The organism is Prosthecobacter sp. (assembly GCF_044222565.1).
Lineage (GTDB): Bacteria > Verrucomicrobiota > Verrucomicrobiia > Verrucomicrobiales > Verrucomicrobiaceae > Prosthecobacter.
On the sequence record NZ_JBGANA010000007.1, the window covers coordinates 1 to 18437 of the forward strand.

General features: G+C 59.8%; 18 protein-coding genes. 14 read left to right on the forward strand and 4 right to left on the reverse strand.

Going from position 1 to position 18437, the window contains the following annotated elements; all coding sequences use genetic code 11:
• Positions 1 to 261: integrase core domain-containing protein (locus tag ACILSR_RS11790; RefSeq protein ID WP_395749973.1), on the forward strand; the 261-nt coding region annotated here is incomplete at its 5' end.
• A gap of 343 nt (positions 262 to 604) precedes the next feature.
• Here ACILSR_RS11790 and ACILSR_RS11795 read toward each other — a convergent pair.
• Both ACILSR_RS11795 and ACILSR_RS11800 read right to left on the reverse strand, forming a co-directional pair.
• Entirely contained in the window at positions 605 to 928 is a 324-nt protein-coding gene (locus ACILSR_RS11795) for a hypothetical protein (protein ID WP_395749974.1), read from the reverse strand.
• A 279-nt stretch (positions 929 to 1207) separates the two neighbouring features.
• Complete coding sequence (locus ACILSR_RS11800; protein ID WP_395749975.1) at positions 1208 to 1633, reverse strand: hypothetical protein; 426 nt, start codon at positions 1631 to 1633, stop codon at positions 1208 to 1210.
• A 65-nt stretch (positions 1634 to 1698) separates the two neighbouring features.
• Between ACILSR_RS11800 and ACILSR_RS11805 the strand changes: the two genes are divergently transcribed.
• Complete coding sequence (locus tag ACILSR_RS11805; RefSeq protein ID WP_395749976.1) at positions 1699 to 2736, forward strand: helix-turn-helix transcriptional regulator; 1038 nt, start codon at positions 1699 to 1701, stop codon at positions 2734 to 2736.
• A 207-nt stretch (positions 2737 to 2943) separates the two neighbouring features.
• Here ACILSR_RS11805 and ACILSR_RS11810 read toward each other — a convergent pair whose 3' ends face one another.
• Both ACILSR_RS11810 and ACILSR_RS11815 read right to left on the reverse strand, forming a co-directional pair.
• On the reverse strand, positions 2944 to 3810 hold the full coding sequence (locus tag ACILSR_RS11810; RefSeq protein WP_395749977.1) for a UDP-2,3-diacylglucosamine diphosphatase: 867 nt from the start codon (positions 3808 to 3810) through the stop codon (positions 2944 to 2946).
• Between the two features lie 228 nt (positions 3811 to 4038).
• Positions 4039 to 4284, reverse strand: coding sequence for a hypothetical protein (locus ACILSR_RS11815; RefSeq protein ID WP_395749978.1), 246 nt, complete (start codon positions 4282 to 4284; stop codon positions 4039 to 4041).
• Positions 4285 to 4675: 391 nt separating this feature from the next.
• On the opposite strand from ACILSR_RS11815, the gene ACILSR_RS11820 reads away from it, so the two are divergent.
• The 12 genes from ACILSR_RS11820 (at position 4676) to ACILSR_RS11875 (ending at position 18434) form a co-directional block, all read left to right on the forward strand.
• Positions 4676 to 5374: a response regulator transcription factor gene (locus tag ACILSR_RS11820; RefSeq protein ID WP_395749979.1), complete on the forward strand. Its 699-nt coding sequence runs from the start codon at positions 4676 to 4678 to the stop codon at positions 5372 to 5374.
• Positions 5371 to 6516 (forward strand): sensor histidine kinase, encoded by a 1146-nt coding sequence (locus ACILSR_RS11825; protein WP_395749980.1) that lies wholly within the window; start codon positions 5371 to 5373, stop codon positions 6514 to 6516. Before ACILSR_RS11820 ends, ACILSR_RS11825 begins: the two co-directional genes overlap by 4 nt.
• Before the next feature lie 148 nt (positions 6517 to 6664).
• Positions 6665 to 7483 carry a PEP-CTERM sorting domain-containing protein gene (locus tag ACILSR_RS11830; RefSeq protein WP_395749981.1) on the forward strand — a complete coding sequence of 273 codons (819 nt, stop codon included), beginning with the start codon at positions 6665 to 6667 and terminating at the stop codon, positions 7481 to 7483.
• Positions 7484 to 7534: 51 nt separating this feature from the next.
• Positions 7535 to 9097: a hypothetical protein gene (locus ACILSR_RS11835; RefSeq protein ID WP_395749982.1), complete on the forward strand. Its 1563-nt coding sequence runs from the start codon at positions 7535 to 7537 to the stop codon at positions 9095 to 9097.
• A 145-nt stretch (positions 9098 to 9242) separates the two neighbouring features.
• Positions 9243 to 9878, forward strand: a complete 636-nt coding sequence (locus ACILSR_RS11840; RefSeq protein WP_395749983.1) for a hypothetical protein — start codon at positions 9243 to 9245, stop codon at positions 9876 to 9878.
• Positions 9879 to 10183: 305 nt separating this feature from the next.
• Positions 10184 to 11752 carry a ShlB/FhaC/HecB family hemolysin secretion/activation protein gene (locus ACILSR_RS11845; RefSeq protein WP_395749984.1) on the forward strand — a complete coding sequence of 523 codons (1569 nt, stop codon included), beginning with the start codon at positions 10184 to 10186 and terminating at the stop codon, positions 11750 to 11752.
• A 15-nt stretch (positions 11753 to 11767) separates the two neighbouring features.
• A complete protein-coding gene (locus tag ACILSR_RS11850) occupies positions 11768 to 13645 on the forward strand; it encodes a DUF2341 domain-containing protein (protein ID WP_395749985.1) in 1878 nt (625 codons plus the stop codon).
• A 6-nt stretch (positions 13646 to 13651) separates the two neighbouring features.
• On the forward strand, positions 13652 to 14056 hold the full coding sequence (locus tag ACILSR_RS11855) for an ExbD/TolR family protein (protein WP_395749986.1): 405 nt from the start codon (positions 13652 to 13654) through the stop codon (positions 14054 to 14056).
• A gap of 18 nt (positions 14057 to 14074) precedes the next feature.
• Complete coding sequence (locus ACILSR_RS11860) at positions 14075 to 14785, forward strand: TonB C-terminal domain-containing protein (RefSeq protein ID WP_395749987.1); 711 nt, start codon at positions 14075 to 14077, stop codon at positions 14783 to 14785.
• Positions 14786 to 14812: 27 nt separating this feature from the next.
• The gene (locus ACILSR_RS11865) at positions 14813 to 16777 is read left to right on the forward strand and encodes a putative porin (protein WP_395749988.1); all 1965 of its coding nucleotides are present in this window, start codon (positions 14813 to 14815) and stop codon (positions 16775 to 16777) included.
• A gap of 2 nt (positions 16778 to 16779) precedes the next feature.
• Entirely contained in the window at positions 16780 to 17526 is a 747-nt protein-coding gene (locus tag ACILSR_RS11870) for a phage major capsid protein (RefSeq protein ID WP_395749989.1), read from the forward strand.
• Positions 17523 to 18434, forward strand: coding sequence for a peptidylprolyl isomerase (locus tag ACILSR_RS11875; RefSeq protein ID WP_395749990.1), 912 nt, complete (start codon positions 17523 to 17525; stop codon positions 18432 to 18434). The genes ACILSR_RS11870 and ACILSR_RS11875 overlap by 4 nt, the downstream gene beginning before the upstream one ends.
• Positions 18435 to 18437: the final 3 nt, after the last annotated feature.

Below are 18437 nucleotides of genomic sequence, written 5' to 3' on the forward strand. Positions count from 1 at the left end.
GGGTTCCGTCGCAGCCTTCATCTGCGCGGCATCACCCAGAGCATGAGCCGCAAGGCCAACTGCTACGACAACGCTTCGATGGAATCGTTCTGGGCCACCCTCAAAGCCGAGTGCTTCGGCTCCACCGTTCCCACCACACGCTCCCAAGCCTGCTCCATGGTCTTCGACTACATTGAAACCTTCTACAACCCCGTGCGTCTCCACAGCGCCCTGGGCTTCCAATCTCCTGTGGACTTCGAAAACTCAATCCAAAACAACTAACCCTAACTTCTGCGTCCTTATTTTCGAAGAAAGATCACCCGGGGCGGATCTCTTGCTTCGTCGAAACGGTGCCGGGGGAGAAGATCGCCCATGCGATCTCAAGAGATTTAGACCCGTGCTCAAAGATCTCGCCACATTGCCCGGACGGCGGAGAGGCCCCATTGAATGCGTGAGTCACTTGCCTGTTATTTTCAAATAACAGACGGCACTTCCGCCTTGCCATTGGAGCTGCTGTGCTCGCCGTTCAAAATGACGATCCTTCCGAGAACTGGACCAGGATTGTCTTACCCCATGAAAAGGGAGAAGACCTGTTGCCTCACCAGCGCTTCGTAGCAGACCAAATTCAATGGAAAAGGTTCTTCAAGCTGCGCGCGATTTTGTCGAGTTTCCGTTCCAAATGAAGGTCTTCAACGGATTCAACACCCCGTGCGACGGCGTGGCCTCCCTCCTCCACGAGGTGATTCAAACGTTCGTGGATTTCCTCCAGCAGGCGCTGGGCACGATTGCGCGGCGGTGGCTGAAGAGCGCGCGCCAGGAGCATGGCCACGACGCCCACACCTGCGGCCATCAGCATGGCGCCAGCGGGGTTTTTACGAACACAGCCTTCTATTTGGGCGATGGTCTGGGAAACACTGGCGGGAATGCGGACGTCTGATGCAGTTTTCATGAGCGTGGTGGATGAGGGGATTTTCTGGCGGCAAAACTCTTCGGCATGGGGATGAAACCCAGGTGAAGAACAGCGCGCCCATCCCTGTATTCGCGCTCGCTGTTTTTTTGGCTGGGGCCATCTTGGGATAAAGGTGACATGAAACGGGTTCCCTCAGCCATAGATGCGGCATCCAATGAGCTGACCACCTCACCAGAAATCGCGGTTGTGTGCTGGCACCGGGCATTTAAAACGAAAAAGCGCCCGCATAAAAGCTGTGCGCCCGCCTGCTGGGAATCCTCATTTTCTGAAACTCCGCTGCTTAAAAGACGATGTGGTGCGTGGTGAAGCGTGTCTGCGCAGATGGCAGGCGAGACATCCCAGCATGGTGCTGCCGAAGACGAGCGCCATGAGATGAAAACCAAGCGCCAGCGCCAGGAGCGAGCCTGCAAAACTCATGGCGCTGAGTGCGACCAACGGCGAGCTGAGTGAAAGATCATCCAGCGGAATCTGCCGGCTGAGCCGCCAAAGCAACCGCTGATACAGGGGCCTCCTGCGGTTTGCCGGTGTGCTGCCCTCTCGCACGCCAGGCCAGTAGCCCGCATTCCGTGTGGAAAGTCTAAAATCCCGCCACTGATCTCTGCTCATCGTGTTTTCTCCGTTCATAGGTTTTGATCGTTGTTCAAGGTTCCGCGTTCGATGATCGCTTTCATCCTGCGCTGCCATCCTTCCACCGGGGGTCGGACATTCGCGGGGTGACAGAACGTGTTTTTTCAATATTCTGCGCCTTGATGCCTGCTGTCCGCCCTTCCGCTGTCAAAACGCCTGCCTCCTCAGCCCCGCTGCGTTCGGGCGTCAGCCGTCCGGCCATCTGGCGTGTGATGGAAATCCACAAGATCATCCGCACTGGGCGTCATCCTAACTGCAGCACGCTGGCGAGGGAGATTGAAGTCACTCCGAAGACCATTCAGCGGGACATCACCTTCATGCGCGATCAGCTGGACCTCCCGCTGGAGTATCACCCCGTTAAACACGGCTACTTTTACACCCGGCCCGTGACCGAGTTTCCCATGCTGCATCTGTCCCGCAGCGATCTGGTGGCGCTCTTTCTGGCGCGGCATGCGCTGGAGCCGCTGCGTGGCACACGGCTGGAGCGCATGCTCTCAGCCAGCTTCAGCAAGATTGCGGAGGCCTGCCCCGGGGAGGTGTCCATCCAATGGCATGAACTGGACGACGCCTTCTCGGTCAAAGCCGCAGGCGTGCTCGCCGCGGATGTAACTCTGTTTGGAGATCTGCTCGATGCCATTCGCGCCACGAGGGAGGTCACGTTTGATTATCACAAGCTCACCGGCTCCCAACCTGAGAGCCGCACCGTGCAGCCTCATCATGTGGGGCAAATCGAGCATGGATGGTACCTGATCGCCCACGATCCGGCGCGCAAGGCGATGCGCACCTTTGCTCTGCAGCGCATTTCGCACCTGCGACTGCTCAAGTCCAGATTCGTGCGGAATGCCTCCTTCAACGCTCGCGATCATCTTGGAGGAGGCTTTGGGGTGTGGAGTTATGCGGACGATGCCAGCCGCAGGCATGAGGTGCGCATCCGCTTTGAAGGCTACGCCGCACGCGTCGTCGCCGAGCGCCAGTGGCACCCTTCTCAGATCATCGAGAAGCTCAATCCAGACGGCAGCCTTGTCGAATTTCGAGCCACGCTTTCCGGGCTTGAGGAGCTTACCCGGTGGATCTTGAGCTGGGGGAGCAAAGCCAGGGTGCTTGAGCCGCCGGAACTGAAGAAACGCGTGCAGCAGGAAGTGGCCGGCATGGTGGCGTGAATCCATTGTCACGCATCCCCTGAGCCCTGAACCAGGGGAGGATCAGGTTGTGAGCGGGCGCACTATTCCTTTGAGCTTGCGCATGAAAACTTCACTCTTCGTCTCCAAGCCATCAGGGCCTCTGCTCATGGAAATCAACAAACGCGACATTGGGGGGCGTATGCAGCGGCAGCGGGAGTAGCGGAGGAGCCCCTGGGGGGGACGTTGTCACGCCTCCACCCATTCATCCTGCTGCACCGTAGGCGCAGGCAGGGCCAGAGGATTTTGACCGTTGATCGTGCTTACATCCATGCTCGGAGCATCGCCTTTGGGCTTGCGTCCCGTCAGGCGGCAGAAGTCATGGTAGCTGATTACTTCGAAAGTGCGGTCCAGATGCTCGACAATCACCGTCATGCTCTCCACCCAGTCGCCGGAATTGAGGTAGTGAACATTTTCGATCATCTTGTCAGCGGGAGTGTGGATGTGACCGCAGATGATGCCGTGGCAGTTCTTCCATTTGGCGAGCTTTTGCAGCTGCTCTTCGTAGCGGCCGACGAAGCTGACGGCGTGCTTGACCTTCATCTTGACCCAGCGGCTGAGGGAGAAGGCCTCCTTGTTGCGCCAGCGCAAGTATGCGTTGTAGGCGCGGTTCAGGCGCAGCAGGAGTTCGTAGCCGATGGCACCCACTTTTGCGAGCCAGACATGATTTGTCGTCACGTGGTCAAAGCCGTCGCCGTGAACCACTAAGTAGCGCCCATGCGGGGACTCATGGATGTGTTCGTCCACCAGGGATAGTCCGGCGAGCTTGAAGGGCAGAAATTTTTCAAGGATGTCATCGTGGTTTCCGCGCAGGTAGATCACCTCCGTATTTTCCTTCTCCATCTTCTTCAGCACCGTGCGGACAAAGTGTGTGTGCTCCTGAGTCCATCGGCCGGAGCTTTTCAGCGCCCACACATCGATGATGTCGCCGTTAAGAACCAGTTTTTCACACGTGCAGTGCCGGATCAGGTGCGCTGCCTGCACGGCCTTTGAGTCTGCCATGCCGAGGTGGACATCGGACATGAACAGGGTCTTGATGCGGAGTTTGGTTTTCATGATGGCGAGAGCGGTGAAGGATTTTCACAGCCGCTGACATGAAGGTGACTGTGAATAGTAACGAGGCTGTCACAGGCATCGCTCTGCGCCGGGCCGGATGAAAGAGGGGGAGTGAAACCTTTTCGTCACGGTTGCGGACTCCGCCGCGGCATGAGGGCAGGATGAAAATCTTTGCACCGCGGTGCCGTCCATGAACAAAGCTGCGGCACTGATTTGTTCAGCGCTGCTTCACCACTTGGGCATTTTGATGGCCTGCAGATGGCGGTCGATGTCTCGTGCCTGGCTTTCTTCCACGCGGTCGGTGCGAGCTGCGGTCGATTCGCGACTGTGATAGGCGCGCCAGACAAACCAGATGCAGGTGGCGAACAATGCGAACGCCATGATCGGCCCGCCGTGGCGGCGGATGAAGCGCGTCTGCCGACGCCATTCCAGGTAGGATTGGAGTTCGTCGTGCTGTTTTCTGGACCTGAACATGGACGGACCATGAGACGATGAATGCGTATGGCTCAAACGGGATGTGGTCACAATAATGTTTCCGCTGCATGCCCTGCGAATCTGTAATCAGGTTTGTTTTCCACACTGCGTTGTCACATTCGTGTCCGGGAATTTTCCTTCGCTTGCAGGACTGGCAGGCTGGCGGCATTCAGCTGGCCTATGGTGTAGTGTTGTAAACGACAGCGGAGCAAGCGCCGAGGGTTGGGTGGTATACACGTGTGGCTTACGTTCGCTTCGTGAAGAGCGGAAAATGGCCAGTTGGGCAACGAAACCGTCACAATGAAGTCCGCAGAAGGCTGTGCGACGAGATCGTAACACGCTTGTCTTTGGCAGGCCATCATTCCTGCCGTCACAATCCCGTCACCCACACATGAGCAAAATCCTAGTTGTCGATGACGAGAAGGACATTGTCGATCTTGTGAGCCTTCATCTGCAACGCGAAGGCCACGAAGTCGAGTCCGCAGGCAATGGTCTTGAGGTGCTGCCCATGGCCGTGAAAGGCGCCCCTGATCTCATCGTGCTGGACATCATGCTGCCAGGGATCGATGGAGTGCAGGTGCATCGGCGGCTGCGTGCGGACACGCGCACGCGCCACATTCCCGTGATCATGCTCACGGCCCGTGCGCAGACCAATGATCGCATCGCCGGACTTGAAAGTGGTGCGGACGACTACCTGACGAAGCCCTTCAGCCCGCGTGAGCTGATGCTGCGGATCGGCGCGGTGCTGCGGCGCTCGCAGAAGGTCGTGATGCTGGCTGAGCAGCGCATCGGCGAGTTTCTGCTGGACCGGAAGAACATGTCCCTTTCCATCAGCGGAAAGCTGGTGGAGCTGACCATCACGGAGCTGAAGCTGATCACGACTCTGATGGCGAATCCGGATGTGATCCATTCGCGGAGCGAGCTGCTGAGCGCTGTGTGGGGGTATGCGGATGACACGCATTCGCGCACGCTGGACACACACATCAAGCGTCTGCGCGACAAGCTGGGAGACCACGGCAGGCACATCGGCACCCTGAGGCGGCAGGGATATTTGTTTCACAGCGTGGTCGAGGAGACGGCGGAGGCATGATCACACAGGAGATGTCCGCCGGCACGCAGTTCGGCGCGGAATGGCATTCAGGACGTGCGGCGGCGGTGCTCGCACCCATGTGCGTGCAGGATGACTGCCGCCTGTTTGGCGCCCTGCTTAACGAGAGCCATCAGGGAATTCTCGTGGTGGATGAGGGGGACGTAGTCGTGTTTGTCAATCTGGCCATGAACGTCATGTTTCTCCCGCATCAGCTCGAGGTGGGTGGCACGCTGGGCTCCGCCGCTGGGCTGGAGGCTCTGGTGCGCCTCGTCAATGATTCACGCAAAAAGCGCTCCCGTGTGGAGGCGGATCTTCGCTTCACGCTGCCATATCTTGGGGCATGGAATCACGAACACCACTACCACCTCTGCGCCTCCCCCTGGAGCGAGGGGGGGCGCAGCGGCACCTGGGTCATGGTGGAGGACCGCACCGAGCATCGCCTCAACGAGCAGACACGCCGCGATTTTGTCACCAGCGCAGGCCACGAACTGCGCACCCCGCTCTCCCTCATTCACGGCTACATCGAGACGCTCAAGAGCGGCATGATCAAAAACACCCAGTCTCTGGTGCGCTGCCTTGATGTGATGGACAAGCACAGCCGGCGTATGATGCGCATCATCGACGACATGCTCACTCTCTCACGTCTTGAGGGCGTGGACGAGCCTCTGCGGACGGAGGCCTTTCTCGTGCGTGGCTGCGTGCAGGATGCGCTGGAGCATCTGACCCCGTTGATCGAGGTGAGGCAGCCGGTCATCACCTTGGATTTTCCGCCGGATGGCGGACTTCTGACTGGGGAGCGTTTTTACTGGGACCAGATCTTCACGAACCTGATCGAAAACGCGCTCAAAGAGAACCCGCGCTCCGGGCTGCGCCTGCATATTTGCGGACGCTGGACGAAGAACGAGTGCATCCTGACAGTGGAGGACGATGGCGTTGGCATCGCCGCGGAGGATGCACCCTTTGTGTTCAGGCGCTTTTACCGCTGCGCGAGCGAGCGTTCGCAGGAGAGCAAAGGGTCGGGTCTGGGGCTTTCCATCGTCAAACGGGCTGTCGAGGCCCACGGCGGGAGCATTGAGCTGGAGAGCCAGCCCGGAAGACGTACCGTTTTTACTCTTCGAGTCCCTCTGACGCTGGGAGAATGAGGCTTCTTTTGGAAGGAGCAAAAGAGGGATCTCAGGGCAACGAAATTGTGACAGTGGATTGGTAGTAGGACGGGGGCAGGGGTGGCAGCATCCGTCGCCTTCCCGAGGCACACCTTGGGAAAGCAAATCCTCACCACCCTACCTACACATGATGTTCAATCCAAAGAAAGCGATCACCGTCCTGGCACTTGCCGGACTGGCCTTCGCCTCCACCGCGGCCAACGCGGCGACAACCTACACCGCCGGGGACCTGCTTGTGGGCTTCCGTCAAACGGGCGCGGGCGCCTCTACCAACAGCCTCGTGATCGATATCGGACAGGCCTCCCTCTACCTGAATGCCGCCGGCAATCTGAATCCCATTCTTGGCAATGCCGGATTGGACGCTGATCTTGCGGCTGAGTTTGGAGCCAACTGGTACACAGACGGCTCGGTCAAGTGGGGCATCATCGGTGCGATCGGCGCATCAGCAGTTGGCTCCCAGCCGGCTGACACCTTGTTCGCCTCCATGAAGGAGACTTCAGGTGTGAACGCCGACGGCTACGGCCGCTATGACTCCGGCACTCAGGCCACCCCCTCCAATGGCGTGCAGAATCTGGGCGCCACATACGCTGGCAAAACCATCACTGGCAACGTCGCCCTCGTCCAGGCCAACGCCACGGCGAACACCTGGGGCAACAAGGTGGGCACTGGCTTCGGTGGTGGCAGCATCTTTGGCTCCACCCTGGAAGGCGTGCTCAGCTCCACTTCCAAGCTGGACCTCTCCCGCAGCACTCCGGATGACCTCCAGTTTGCTGACGGCACTCTGAAAGGCACCATCGCTGGTACCTTCAGCCTCTCCAGCACCGGCGGCCTCACCTTCACTCCCAACGTCGCCGCTGCTCCAGAGCCCGGCCGTGCGGCTTTCATGGCCCTTGGTCTCGGTGCCTTCGTGCTGCGCCGCCGTCGTTCGGCACGCGTGGCAGCCTAAGCTGTCATCCTTCGGTCAAATATTTCCCAACTTTCCTTTCGAATCCTATCCATGAAATACTCTCTTCCTTTGTTCTCTGCTGCGGCAGCTCTGCTGCTCGCCACCCCGGCGTCTGCTGACACCACCATCCGCATCACCGGTTCCACCGCCTTCCGCGCGGCCGCCATGAACGGCATCAAGAACCTCTTCACCGGCAGTCCCTCGTATGCTTATAACGGCTCCTCTTACACCGGTGCCACTGTTATGATCATGAAGGGCACCGTTTCCGGCATTTCCGGCACCACCACCATCAAGACCAACTGGTCGGGTTCCGCCGCTGGCATCCGCGACGTCAGCAATCAGAACTCCATCCGTTTCCTCAAGGACAGCACCACCGTCAGCACTGGCAGCGGCACCTCCGGTGCTGCTCTTTCCAATGATGTCACTGACGACATCAGCCCGCCTGACATCGCTTTCGCGGACAACACCCAGGACTCCACCATCTACACGGACAACACCCTGACCGCCACGCAGATCGGCATCATCCCGTTCGGCTTCGTGGTCAGCGGCAGCGCTCCTGCCGCCATCACCGGCATCACCTCCCAGCAGGCGAATGCTCTCTTCACCACGGGGTACCTCTCCGCCATGGTCTTCACCAACAACCCCGCTGACGATGCTCACTCCGGCGGCACCCTGGTGTATGCCCTTGGTCGCGATCCCTTCTCCGGCACCCGTATTGATGTCTTCGCTGAAAGCAGCGTCGGCATCTCCACCACGGCGGTGCAGTATCGTCCGAACGCCACCTCCGGCACCAATCCCGCCCAGACCATCACCGCCGTGGAACTCACCCCTGTGGACAACACCACCGATCCTCTGTTTCCTGTGGTCGCTGGCAACAACGGCGAATCCAGCGGTGGCATCTTGGCCAATAACATCCGCTATCTGAGCGGCACCGTGGCCAACAACGCCACCGGCACCAGCACCCCCACTGCCATTCCTTCCCGCACGGCCTGCTTCTTGTCCTACATGGGCGAAGGCGACCTCAACACCGCTGTCAACGGCGCGAGCGCCACGGTCAATGCCGGCATCGCCGCCGGTGCAGCCAATGCTCCGCGTTTTCTGAAGTACAATGGTGCCAGCGCCTTCGGCGGCCAGGCTTTCACCTTCACTGCCAACTGCGGTACCACCAGCGGCAGCGCCGTTGTCTCCATCCCTTCCGCCACCACCACCCAGCTCAATGGCCTCGTCGTCGGTCAGCTGATTCGCTGCGCCACCGGCCAGATCCCGGCGGACAGCACCATCGTCTCCATCGACAGCGCTAACAAGACGATCACCGTCAGTGCTAACGCCACCGCAACTTCCAGCACGGCCACCATCGCCACCTCCATCATCCTGCCTGCCAACATCTGGAACGGCTCCTACACCCTCTGGGGCTATGAGTACACCATGCTGAAGCCCGGTGTGGACGGCTCCTCCAGCGGTGCTGACCTCGACAAGTTCAACTACTACACCTCCCTCACCAACCAGGTGAAGAACACCGACTACTTCGCCTCCGGCCTTGGACTTACCTCCACCGCCCTGAAGGTTCGCCGCCTCACCGATGGTGGCGTGGTCAAACCCAAGTTCGGCTTCTAATGCACAACAAGGCAGCAATGCTTTAAACTGAAACGGCCGGTGCGGAGAGTTGTCTCCGCACCGGCTTTCTTCTTGGCCCTTCGTTTCTTTTTCATTTTCATTCCCTCCACCCATGACGAGGAGATTCCCATCATTTCGGCATCTTTTGCACTCGCCGCTGCTGCGGGTTTCTTGCTTTGCCGTGCTCTGGGTTTCGTCTGCGTTGGCAGGGTTTCGCATGGGGTGCGGGCCTGGTTCGCTGGCTGCGGGTCTGATGCAGACGCAGCCGGGTGGCATGTCATATGCGCAAGCCCGGGCGGCACAGTTCCGCACTGTCACGCCTTTGCAGCCGGGCGTTTCAGCAACATTCTCCGCCGGTTCTACACTCACTTCGGCGGGTTCTTCATCCGCTGCACCAGTGGCTGTCACTTCCAGTGATTCTTCCTTTTCTTCTGTCGCGTTGCACGCCCCGGCTGCACAGCAGCAGTACATTCCAGGCACGCCCAGCGCGGATCCTGCTTTCGCGGCTGCGGCCGTGAGTCCGACTCCGATTGAAATCAAAATTCCGCTGGTCTTTAGCAACGTGAATCTGGAGGCACTCCATCTCACAAGCCAGGAGGTCGCAGGCATTGACCGGCTGCGCACCAGCTTCACCAAAGCGGTGGGACAGCAAAACCCGAATGACCCACAGTACGCCGAACGCTGGGCAGACGCTCAGCCGACGGCGGATGACAAGCTGCGCGCGCTGCTGGGCTGGGGCCGGTTTAACAGCTACTTGCTGCAGGCAATGCGGGTGCGTTGAGCGTATTCGATGCACGCCGTGGAGCGCGGAAATTATCTGCTGCATGCCGGGATTAGAAGCGCTCCTGTCGGCCCAAAGTGGCGGAATTGTAACCTTAAATCACGATTTCGTAGCAGAGTGATTCAGAACATCTTTCAAGCGTGACACAATCGTAACGCTGCGTGTCTTGAGGCTGGTCGTAGCTGGACAAATAAGAGGGCGTCATTTTTACCGACGCCAGCATGCGACCTTTTTCAGCCACACTTAGAGAACGTTTTTTTCTGTCATGGAGGCAGGCGTTGTGCTGTGCGGCATGTGGAGCGGCGATGATGGTGAATGCAGATGCGGCTGAAGCCGCGGGTGCCGGCAGCGCACCTGAAACACAGGCCGCGGACGAGCCGGTTCTGGGAAACATTTTCATCCGTGAATATCGTGTGCGTGGCGCCAAAAAACTGCCGCAGCGCGACATCGAAAAGGCCGTTTATCCATTCCTGGGCCCCAGGCGCGGCGAACAGGATGTGGAGCAGGCGCGGCAGGCTTTGGAAAAGGCTTACAAGGACCTCGGTTACCAGACGGTCATTGTGGAAGTGCCGCAGCAGGACGCGCGCGGTGGCGTCATTTTCATGCAGGTGGTGGAGGCCCCGGTGGGGCGTCTGCGGGTGAAGGGGGCAAAGTGGTTCCTGCCGAGCCAGGTCAAGAAACATGCCCCCTCGATGCAGGAAGGTGTGGTGCCGAATTTCAACGATGTGAAGAAGGACATCGTGGCGCTGAATCAAATGCGCGACCGCAAAGTTACTCCTGAACTGCGCCAGGGTGTGGTGCCTGGGACGGTGGACATTGATCTCGTCGTGGCGGACAAATCCCCGGCGCATGGAAGCATCGAGGTGAACAACCGCTACAATGCCAACACCTCGCACTACCGCGTCAATGCCTCACTGAGCTATGGAAATCTTTGGCAGCTCGGTCACACGCTGGGACTGAGCTACCAGGTGGCTCCGGAGCGCCCGCAGGACGCCACGGTTTATTCGGGGTACTACATGATGCCCGTGCCCGGGAAGGATGGCCTGACCTTCATGCTGACCGGCACAAAGCAGGACAGCAATGTCTCCACTCTCGGCGGTGGTGCCGTGGCGGGTCGTGGCGAGATCCTCGGCTTTCGTTTCATGAAGCAGCTGCCGTTTGAGAACGGCTACTTCCAGTCGCTGAGCTTTGGCATGGACTACAAGCGCTTCGGGCAGGACATCATCACTGCGGGGGTGACAACTTCGGCGCCCGTGACCTACTATCCCTTCACGCTGGCCTACAGCGCGGGGAAGGTGAGGGAACACAGCTTCACCGACTTCAATCTCGGCGCGACATTCCACCTCCGGGGCATGGGAACACGCCAGCAGTTTGCCAACCGCCGCTATCTCGCGGACGACGGATTCTTTTATGTGCGTGGAGACGTCTCGCATACGCACGACCTTCCCGGCGGCTTCCAGGCTTTTGCCAAAGTTCAGGGCCAGGCCTCAGGCTCCTCCCTCATCAATACCGAGCAGATCGCCATCGGCGGCATGAGCACCGTGCGTGGTTACCTTGAAGCCACTCAGCTGGGAGACAGCGGCATCATCGGCAGCGCCGAACTGCGCAGTCCCACCCTCATCGGCTCCGGGGACAAGAACAGCCCCGATGAATGGCGCTTCTACGCCTTCATGGAAGGCGGCCGCGTCATGATCAACAACCCTCTGCCTGCGCAGACCAGCCGCTATGACCTCGCCAGCACCGGCATCGGCACGCGCATTCGTGTGAAGCAGCACATGCATGGCTCTGTCGATCTTGCCATGCCGCTCATCACGCAGCCGCACGCCATTTCGAACGACATCTACATGCGCTTCCGCCTGTGGTTCGACTTCTAAATTTTTTTCTCCTCCATGATCAAGCCCCTCCCTCTGCTCTCTGCACTGCTGTTCTTCACCGCTTCGTTGTGTGCCGTCGCACCCTCTGCTCATGCCGCCGACAAAGCCTGGTGGGATGCCAAGTGGACGCTTCGCAAGAAGATCGACATCGACACCACGGGCAAAGGCCTTTCCATCGCCGAACCCATCGGCACTTCCGCCGTCCTCATCCGCCTGCATGAAGGTGCTTTCACTTTCATGTCCTCCCGCGAAGACGGCAGCGACATTCGCTTCGTTGCAGACGATCACAAGACCCCGCTGAAGCACCACATTGAAAAGTGGGACTCTCTTCTTCAGGAAGGGTACGTCTGGGTGCAGGTGCCGGATCTCAAGCCTGCCTCCGTGACCACCGTCTGGCTCTATTATGGCAATGCCGATGCGTCGGCACCCGAGGCTGCGAAGGAGTCCTATGACCCCGACACCACGCTGGTGTATCATTTTGGCGAAGGCGCAAAGACAGGCACCGACTCTTCCGCAACAGGAGCGAATGCAGAGGGCGCACCAGCCTCGGCCCCGGCTTCCCTCGTCGCGAATGGTCTTCGAGTCTTTGGGCAGACGCCGATCAAGGTGCCCGCGCCTCCTCTGCCTGAATTCGCCCCTGGTGCTCCCGTGACGATCTCCGCGTGGATCAAGCCCAGCGCATTGCAGGCCAATGCCGTCATCTTCAGCCGCCGCGATGGACTGAATGTCTTCGTTCTCGGCTTGAACAACGGCATCCCCTTTGTGGAGATCAACAAGCAGCGCACCAGCGAAGGCGCACCCATCGCCGCGGGAGGCTGGCATCATGTGGCGGCCGTGGCGGACAATGGAAACGTCACCCTCTATCTCGATGGCAAATCCTACGGTGCGCTCACCGCCGCCATGCCTTCCATCAAGACACCGGCCGAGATTGACAAAGACTCATCTCCGTCCGCCACCGGCTTCGTGGGCTTTACGGGGGAAATCGATGAACTCCAGCTCGCGAAAACCGCGCGTCCCGCCGGATTTATCCACTTTGCAGCGGCCAATCAGGGAACCACGGCCGACTCCTCCAAGCTCCTCAGCCTCGGGGCTGACGAAGCCTCGGATCATGAGGAAGAGGGCGAGATCATGAAGCATCTCTCGCTCATTACGGACATCTCCAAAGACCTCACGTTTGACGGCTGGGTCGTCATCTTCCTCTGCACCATCCTTGCCATCGTCGGCTGGGTCATCGCCGCCGGGAAGGTGATGTATCTCAACACCATCGAGAAGGCTTCGAAGGAGTTCATGAAGCGCTGGGAGACCATCTCCGCCGACCTCACCGCCATCGACACTGAAGATGCGGAAAGCGTCAAAAACATCGGCGGCAGCGTCAGCTCCAAGATGCAGAAGCTCATGCGCCAGTCGCCGTTGTATCAGCTTTATCACCTGGGGGCGCAGGAGATCAGCAACCGAATGAAGAATTTCCGCCAGGTGACCTTCAATCCGCAGGAGAAGAAGGAGGCCAGGATCATGGGCCTCTCCGGCCGCTCCATTCAGGCCATCAAGGCCACGCTGCACGGCGGCATGGTGCGCGAGGTGCAGAAGCTCAATGGCAAGCTCGTTTTCCTGACCATCGGTATCGCGGGCGGTCCTTACCTCGGCCTGCTCGGCACGGTTATCGGGGTGATGATCACGTTTGCTGTGATCGCGAAATCCGGAGAGGTGGAGGTGAACTCCATCGCGCCTGGTATCGCCGGCGCTCTGCTTGCCACCGTGGCCGGTCTCGCCGTCGCCATTCCCGCGCTCTTCATCTACAGCTATCTCAGCTCACGCATCAAGGACGTCGTCTCCAACATGGAGACCTTCATCGACGAGTTCGTCACCAAGATGGCTGAACACTACAAGGAGTAACCGCACATGCAGGCCGACAACAAATCCTACGATGACATCAACGTCACGCCGATGGTGGACCTCTACCTCGTGCTGCTGCTGATCTTCATCATCATGACCACCGCGGGCGTGCAGGGCGTCAAGGTCAATCTGCCACGTGGCGGACCCTCCACCTCCAAGCCCATTGAAGGGCCGAAAATGCAGGCCGTGACGGTGGATGACCAGGGCAACATCAAGCTCAACGCCAAAACCGTCACGCTCGACGAACTGGCCACGATGCTGGAGGCCCTTCACGGCACCACTCCAGACTCTCCTGTGGTCGTCCGCGGCAGCACAGGAACGCCTTATCAAACCATCATGGATGTCCTCACGGCGATCGGCCGCGCCGGCTTCACCAATATCGGTCTCGCCACCCAGGCTCCGAAAAAATAGCCAACCACGAATCACGTCATGAAACCCACTCTCAGCAACGACGACGACGACGAGCCCGGATTCTTCAAGAAGAACCTCGTCATGATCATCATCGGCGGTCTTGTACTTGCCGGCGGCGGCTATTTTGCGGCCAATCACAAGCCTTCCAAGTCAGCGCCAAAGCAGAAGATGGAAATGGTGAACATTTTCATTCCGCCTCCACCGCCACCGCCTCCGCCACCACCCCCCAAGCCAAAAGAAGAGCCTCCGCCTGAAAAGGAAGAGAAGGAGGTGGAAATGGTCGCCCAGGAAGAGGTCAAGCCTGAAGACGTCAAGCCCGACAAGCCGGTGGACAAACCTGCAGATGAACCGCTTGGCACTGCCATCGGCGGTGGCAATGGCAGTGGACTCGGCATTGGCGGTGGTGGCGGCGGCAGCGGCATCATCGGCGGCTCCGGTCGCAAAGGCGGCAGCAAATGGGGCTGGTATGCCGGTGCCGTTCAGAACCGCGTCTCCGAAGCTCTGCGCTCCAACAAGCTCACCCGCAAGGCGAATGCGGTCATCACAGTTCGCATCTGGCCGGACGCGGCCGGTCGCATCACCAAGGTCACCCTCGGCGGCAGCACGGGTGATCCCGCCCTCGATGACGCCATCAAAAACCAGGTGCTCACCGGCCTGGTCCTCAATGAGCCGCCTCCCTCTGACATGCCCCTGCCCATCAACCTGCGCATCACAGCGCGCAAATCCTGATCCTGCTTGATCTCCCTTTCCCATCTCATGCTGCGCGCATCCCCTCAGTCTCGCTCAAAGCTCCGCCACATCTGGGCCGCCATGTCTCTCGGCTCCTGTGGCCTGCTGCGTGCGGAACCTCCCTCAAAGCTGGAACCCGCCCTGCCACTGCCGCTCCTGCTGGCCGAGGCAGCCCCCGCGCCTGCACCTGTGGCAGCCGCCGCAGCGCCTTCTCCTGCGCCCGCGGCAGCCGCGCCTCCGCCTCCTCCTGGGGAGCCATCCTTGCTTCCTGTGCCGGGTGCCGTTGCGCCGCGGCCCGCTGCATCGCTTTCAGAAAACGTCACCATCAATCTCATTAACCGCCTCGTGCAGCGTGGTGCCCTCACCCAGCAGGACGCCGCCGACTTGATCAAGCTTGCCGAGCAGGATGCGCAGATGGCCCGCGCTCAGCAGCAGGTCCTTGCTGAAACTCAGGCTGCCGTGCAGATGCAGCAGGCCGCTGCCGTGGCCCCGGTACCTCCGGCAGCCGAAGACGAGTATCGCGTGACCTACGTGCCGGAAACGGTGAAGGACCAGATCCGCGATCAGCTCAAAGATGAAGTGCTCGCCCAGGCCAAGCGTGAAAACTGGGCCGCGCCGAACGAGATCCCCGAATGGACCCGGCGCATCAAAATCTTTGGCGACATCCGGTCACAGTATCAGGGCTTCACCTTTCCCACGGGCAATGATGTCTCTGGCGTCTTTCCGAACTTCGTGGCCATCAACAGCGGCGCCCCGTTTGACACCACTGGCGCTGTTCTCGCCCCACAGCTGAATGTGAATCAAAACCGCAACCGCATGCTCATGCGTGCCCGCATTGGTTTTGACATCGATCTCGAAGATGGCTTTACCGCCGGATTCCGCATGGCCTCCGGCCAGACCAACTCTCCTGTGAGCACCAACCAGGCCGTCGGCGCTGTTGGCGGTTCTGGCAGCCCCACAGGGGGCAACTTCAGCAAGTACAACCTCTGGCTGGATCGCGCCTTCATCAAATATCAGCACAGCACCGATGCGAACAACAGCTTCTCCTTCCTGGTCGGCCGCTTTGACAATCCATTCTTCAACGTCAGCGAACTGCAGTGGGATGAAGACGTGGGCTTTGACGGAGTCGCCTTCAAAGGGCGCTACGAAGTCTCCACCGGCATGACCGCCTTCCTCAATGGCGGACTCTTCCCCATTTTCAACACCGACCTCAACTTCCCCGACAACTCGGCGGCCAAGATTTCCAGCACGGACAAATACCTTTATGCCGCGCAGGTGGGATTCGAGTTCAAGCCCACCAAGAACATCGAGGCCAAATTCGGTGCTGCCTATTACTACTTCCAGAACGTTTCCGGCAAGCTTTCCAATCCTTACGTGCCGCTCAACGCGACCGATGCCGGCAGCACGGACAACCGTCGCCCGCTGTTCGCGCAAAAAGGCAACACCTACATGCCGCTGCGCAACATCACGCCTACGGCGCTCAATGGCTTCGGCACCACCAATCAGTTCCAGTATTACGGCCTGGCTTCTTCATTCCAAAACCTCGCGCTCAACGGTCGCATCGACTTCAACAACTACGAACCTCTCCAGGTCTCACTGGTCGGCGAGTACGTGAAAAACCTTGCCTTCAACAAGGCCGCGATCAACAGCGTGGCGGTGAACAACCGCAGCGGCGGTGGTCTGGGTGCTTTCGATGGCAGTGACACGGCCTGGTATCTCGGCGTCACCGCTGGCAAGCCCATCTTCGAAAAGCGCGGCGACTGGACCACCAGCCTCAGCTACCGCTACCTGGGTTCGGATGCGGTGATGGATGCATTCACTGATTCCAACTTCGGCGGCGGCGGCACCAACATGAAAGGCTACACCCTTTCCGCCGCCATGGCGCTTTCCCGTTCAGCTCGCGTCGGCGTCAGCTGGATGAGCGCCAGCCAGGCCGCCGGCCCCACCCTCAATGCCGACGTCTTCATGTTTGACCTCAGCGTCCGTTTCTAATCATGACCACTCCGTTCTTATCCATCTCACGCTGTTCGCTGCTCGCCCTTTGCCTGCTGGCAGCCACGCCATCTCTCCACGCCGCCGAAGCGGAAGACCCGGCCATGGCCATGCTCAAGCGCGTGCGTGAGCAGCTCCGCACCATCACCATCCAGAAGCAGAAGAGCGACGCGGACCTGGCCGCCGCTCAGGCGGAAAAGGTCGATCTCGAGGCGCAGAACGCCGAGCTCGCCAAAAAGCTCGAAACCCTCATCAAGTCCTCCGCGGCCGAGCGTGCCGCTGCCGAAAAAGCCATCGCTGACCTGAAGGAGAAGAACGACGAGCAGACCGCCGAGGCGAAGCGTCTCAATGAATCCCTGGCTGCCTGGAAGGCCGCTCGTGACAAACTGGCGGTGGCCGCAGAGGCAAAGCAGGCGGAAAATGCCAGGCTGGCAGACAAGGTCATCATTCTTGACCGTCGCGTAGCAGACTACCGGCGCAAGAACGAGGAACTCTACAAGGCCGGGACGGAAGTGCTCACCCGCTATGAGAATTTCGGCCTTGGCACCGCATTGACCGCACGAGAGCCCTTCACCCGCCTTACCCGGGTGAAGATGGAAAATCTCGTGCAGGAATATCAGGACAAGCTCATGGACAACAAGATCAAGCCTGAGGATTCCAAGGCATCCAAAGCCTCGGCGGCAGCAGTGCAGAAACCCGCGCCTGCGCCTGCACCGGTGCCCGCAGCATCATCAAAGGCCAAACCATGATGCGCGGGACCCCACTTCTGGCCTTGCTGCTCGCCTGCTCCCCTCTGCTGGCCCAGGAGGGCGGAGTGCTGGGACGTGCGGGCGGAAAGGATGTTCTCGTGGAGGACATCCGGCCCGCGCTGAGCGGCCTGACCGACTCAGAGATTCAGTCCCTCAGCCATGATCCCGCCGCGCTTAACAAGCTGGTGCGCTCGCTGGTGGTGCAGAGAATGGTGCTGCAGAAGGCGCTTGAAAAGAAATGGGATGAGCGGCCCGAGGTGGCCGAGCGCATCCGCCATGCACGCGAGGTGGCGATCACTGACTCCTACTTAAAGTCTGTTTCCACCCCGCCGGACAGCTACCCCAATGACACCGAGCTGCGTGCCGCCTATGAGGCGCGACGTGCCTCGCTGATGATGCCGCAGACGTTTCATCTGGCGCAGATCTACATCGCTGACCCGAGGGGGCAGGACAAGGAGCTCGCGCACAAAGCCCGCGAGCGTCTGGACAAGGTGCGCGAACTCGTGCGCGCACCGAAGGCCGACTTCGCCGCCATCGCACGCGAGTACAGCGAAGAGCGTGAGAGCGCCGCACGCGGTGGCGAGATCGGCTGGCTTACTGAAAAGCAGATCCAGCCCGAGATTCTCGCCAAGCTCCCATCGTTGTCATTCAACGTTCCTTCGGAAGCGATCCGGCTCGATGACGGCTGGCATTTCATCAAGGTCCTGGATGCGCGCCAGCCCTTCACGCCACCACTGGAGCAACTGCGACCAGAGCTCATCCGATTGCTGCGGGCTGAGCGCACCCGTGCCGAGACGCAGTCTTATCTGTCGAAACTGTTACAAGAAACACCCCTCGTTATCAACGAGCTGGCGCTGTCTAAACTGCTGCCAGCGGCCGCCCCAAACGGCACTGGCACCAAACCTTGAACT

Excerpts from the sequence above, each read along its gene's own strand:
- ACILSR_RS11795 (WP_395749974.1), bottom strand. The coding sequence starts at position 928 with ATGAAAACTGCATCAGACGTCCGCATTCCCGCCAGTGTTTCCCAGACC.
- ACILSR_RS11800 (WP_395749975.1), bottom strand. The coding sequence starts at position 1,633 with ATGGCAGCGCAGGATGAAAGCGATCATCGAACGCGGAACCTTGAACAA.
- ACILSR_RS11805 (WP_395749976.1), top strand. The coding sequence starts at position 1,699 with ATGCCTGCTGTCCGCCCTTCCGCTGTCAAAACGCCTGCCTCCTCAGCC.
- ACILSR_RS11810 (WP_395749977.1), bottom strand. The coding sequence starts at position 3,810 with ATGAAAACCAAACTCCGCATCAAGACCCTGTTCATGTCCGATGTCCAC.
- ACILSR_RS11815 (WP_395749978.1), bottom strand. The coding sequence starts at position 4,284 with ATGTTCAGGTCCAGAAAACAGCACGACGAACTCCAATCCTACCTGGAA.
- ACILSR_RS11820 (WP_395749979.1), top strand. The coding sequence starts at position 4,676 with ATGAGCAAAATCCTAGTTGTCGATGACGAGAAGGACATTGTCGATCTT.
- ACILSR_RS11825 (WP_395749980.1), top strand. The coding sequence starts at position 5,371 with ATGATCACACAGGAGATGTCCGCCGGCACGCAGTTCGGCGCGGAATGG.
- ACILSR_RS11830 (WP_395749981.1), top strand. The coding sequence starts at position 6,665 with ATGATGTTCAATCCAAAGAAAGCGATCACCGTCCTGGCACTTGCCGGA.
- ACILSR_RS11835 (WP_395749982.1), top strand. The coding sequence starts at position 7,535 with ATGAAATACTCTCTTCCTTTGTTCTCTGCTGCGGCAGCTCTGCTGCTC.
- ACILSR_RS11845 (WP_395749984.1), top strand. The coding sequence starts at position 10,184 with ATGATGGTGAATGCAGATGCGGCTGAAGCCGCGGGTGCCGGCAGCGCA.
- ACILSR_RS11850 (WP_395749985.1), top strand. The coding sequence starts at position 11,768 with ATGATCAAGCCCCTCCCTCTGCTCTCTGCACTGCTGTTCTTCACCGCT.
- ACILSR_RS11855 (WP_395749986.1), top strand. The coding sequence starts at position 13,652 with ATGCAGGCCGACAACAAATCCTACGATGACATCAACGTCACGCCGATG.
- ACILSR_RS11860 (WP_395749987.1), top strand. The coding sequence starts at position 14,075 with ATGAAACCCACTCTCAGCAACGACGACGACGACGAGCCCGGATTCTTC.
- ACILSR_RS11865 (WP_395749988.1), top strand. The coding sequence starts at position 14,813 with ATGCTGCGCGCATCCCCTCAGTCTCGCTCAAAGCTCCGCCACATCTGG.
- ACILSR_RS11870 (WP_395749989.1), top strand. The coding sequence starts at position 16,780 with ATGACCACTCCGTTCTTATCCATCTCACGCTGTTCGCTGCTCGCCCTT.
- ACILSR_RS11875 (WP_395749990.1), top strand. The coding sequence starts at position 17,523 with ATGATGCGCGGGACCCCACTTCTGGCCTTGCTGCTCGCCTGCTCCCCT.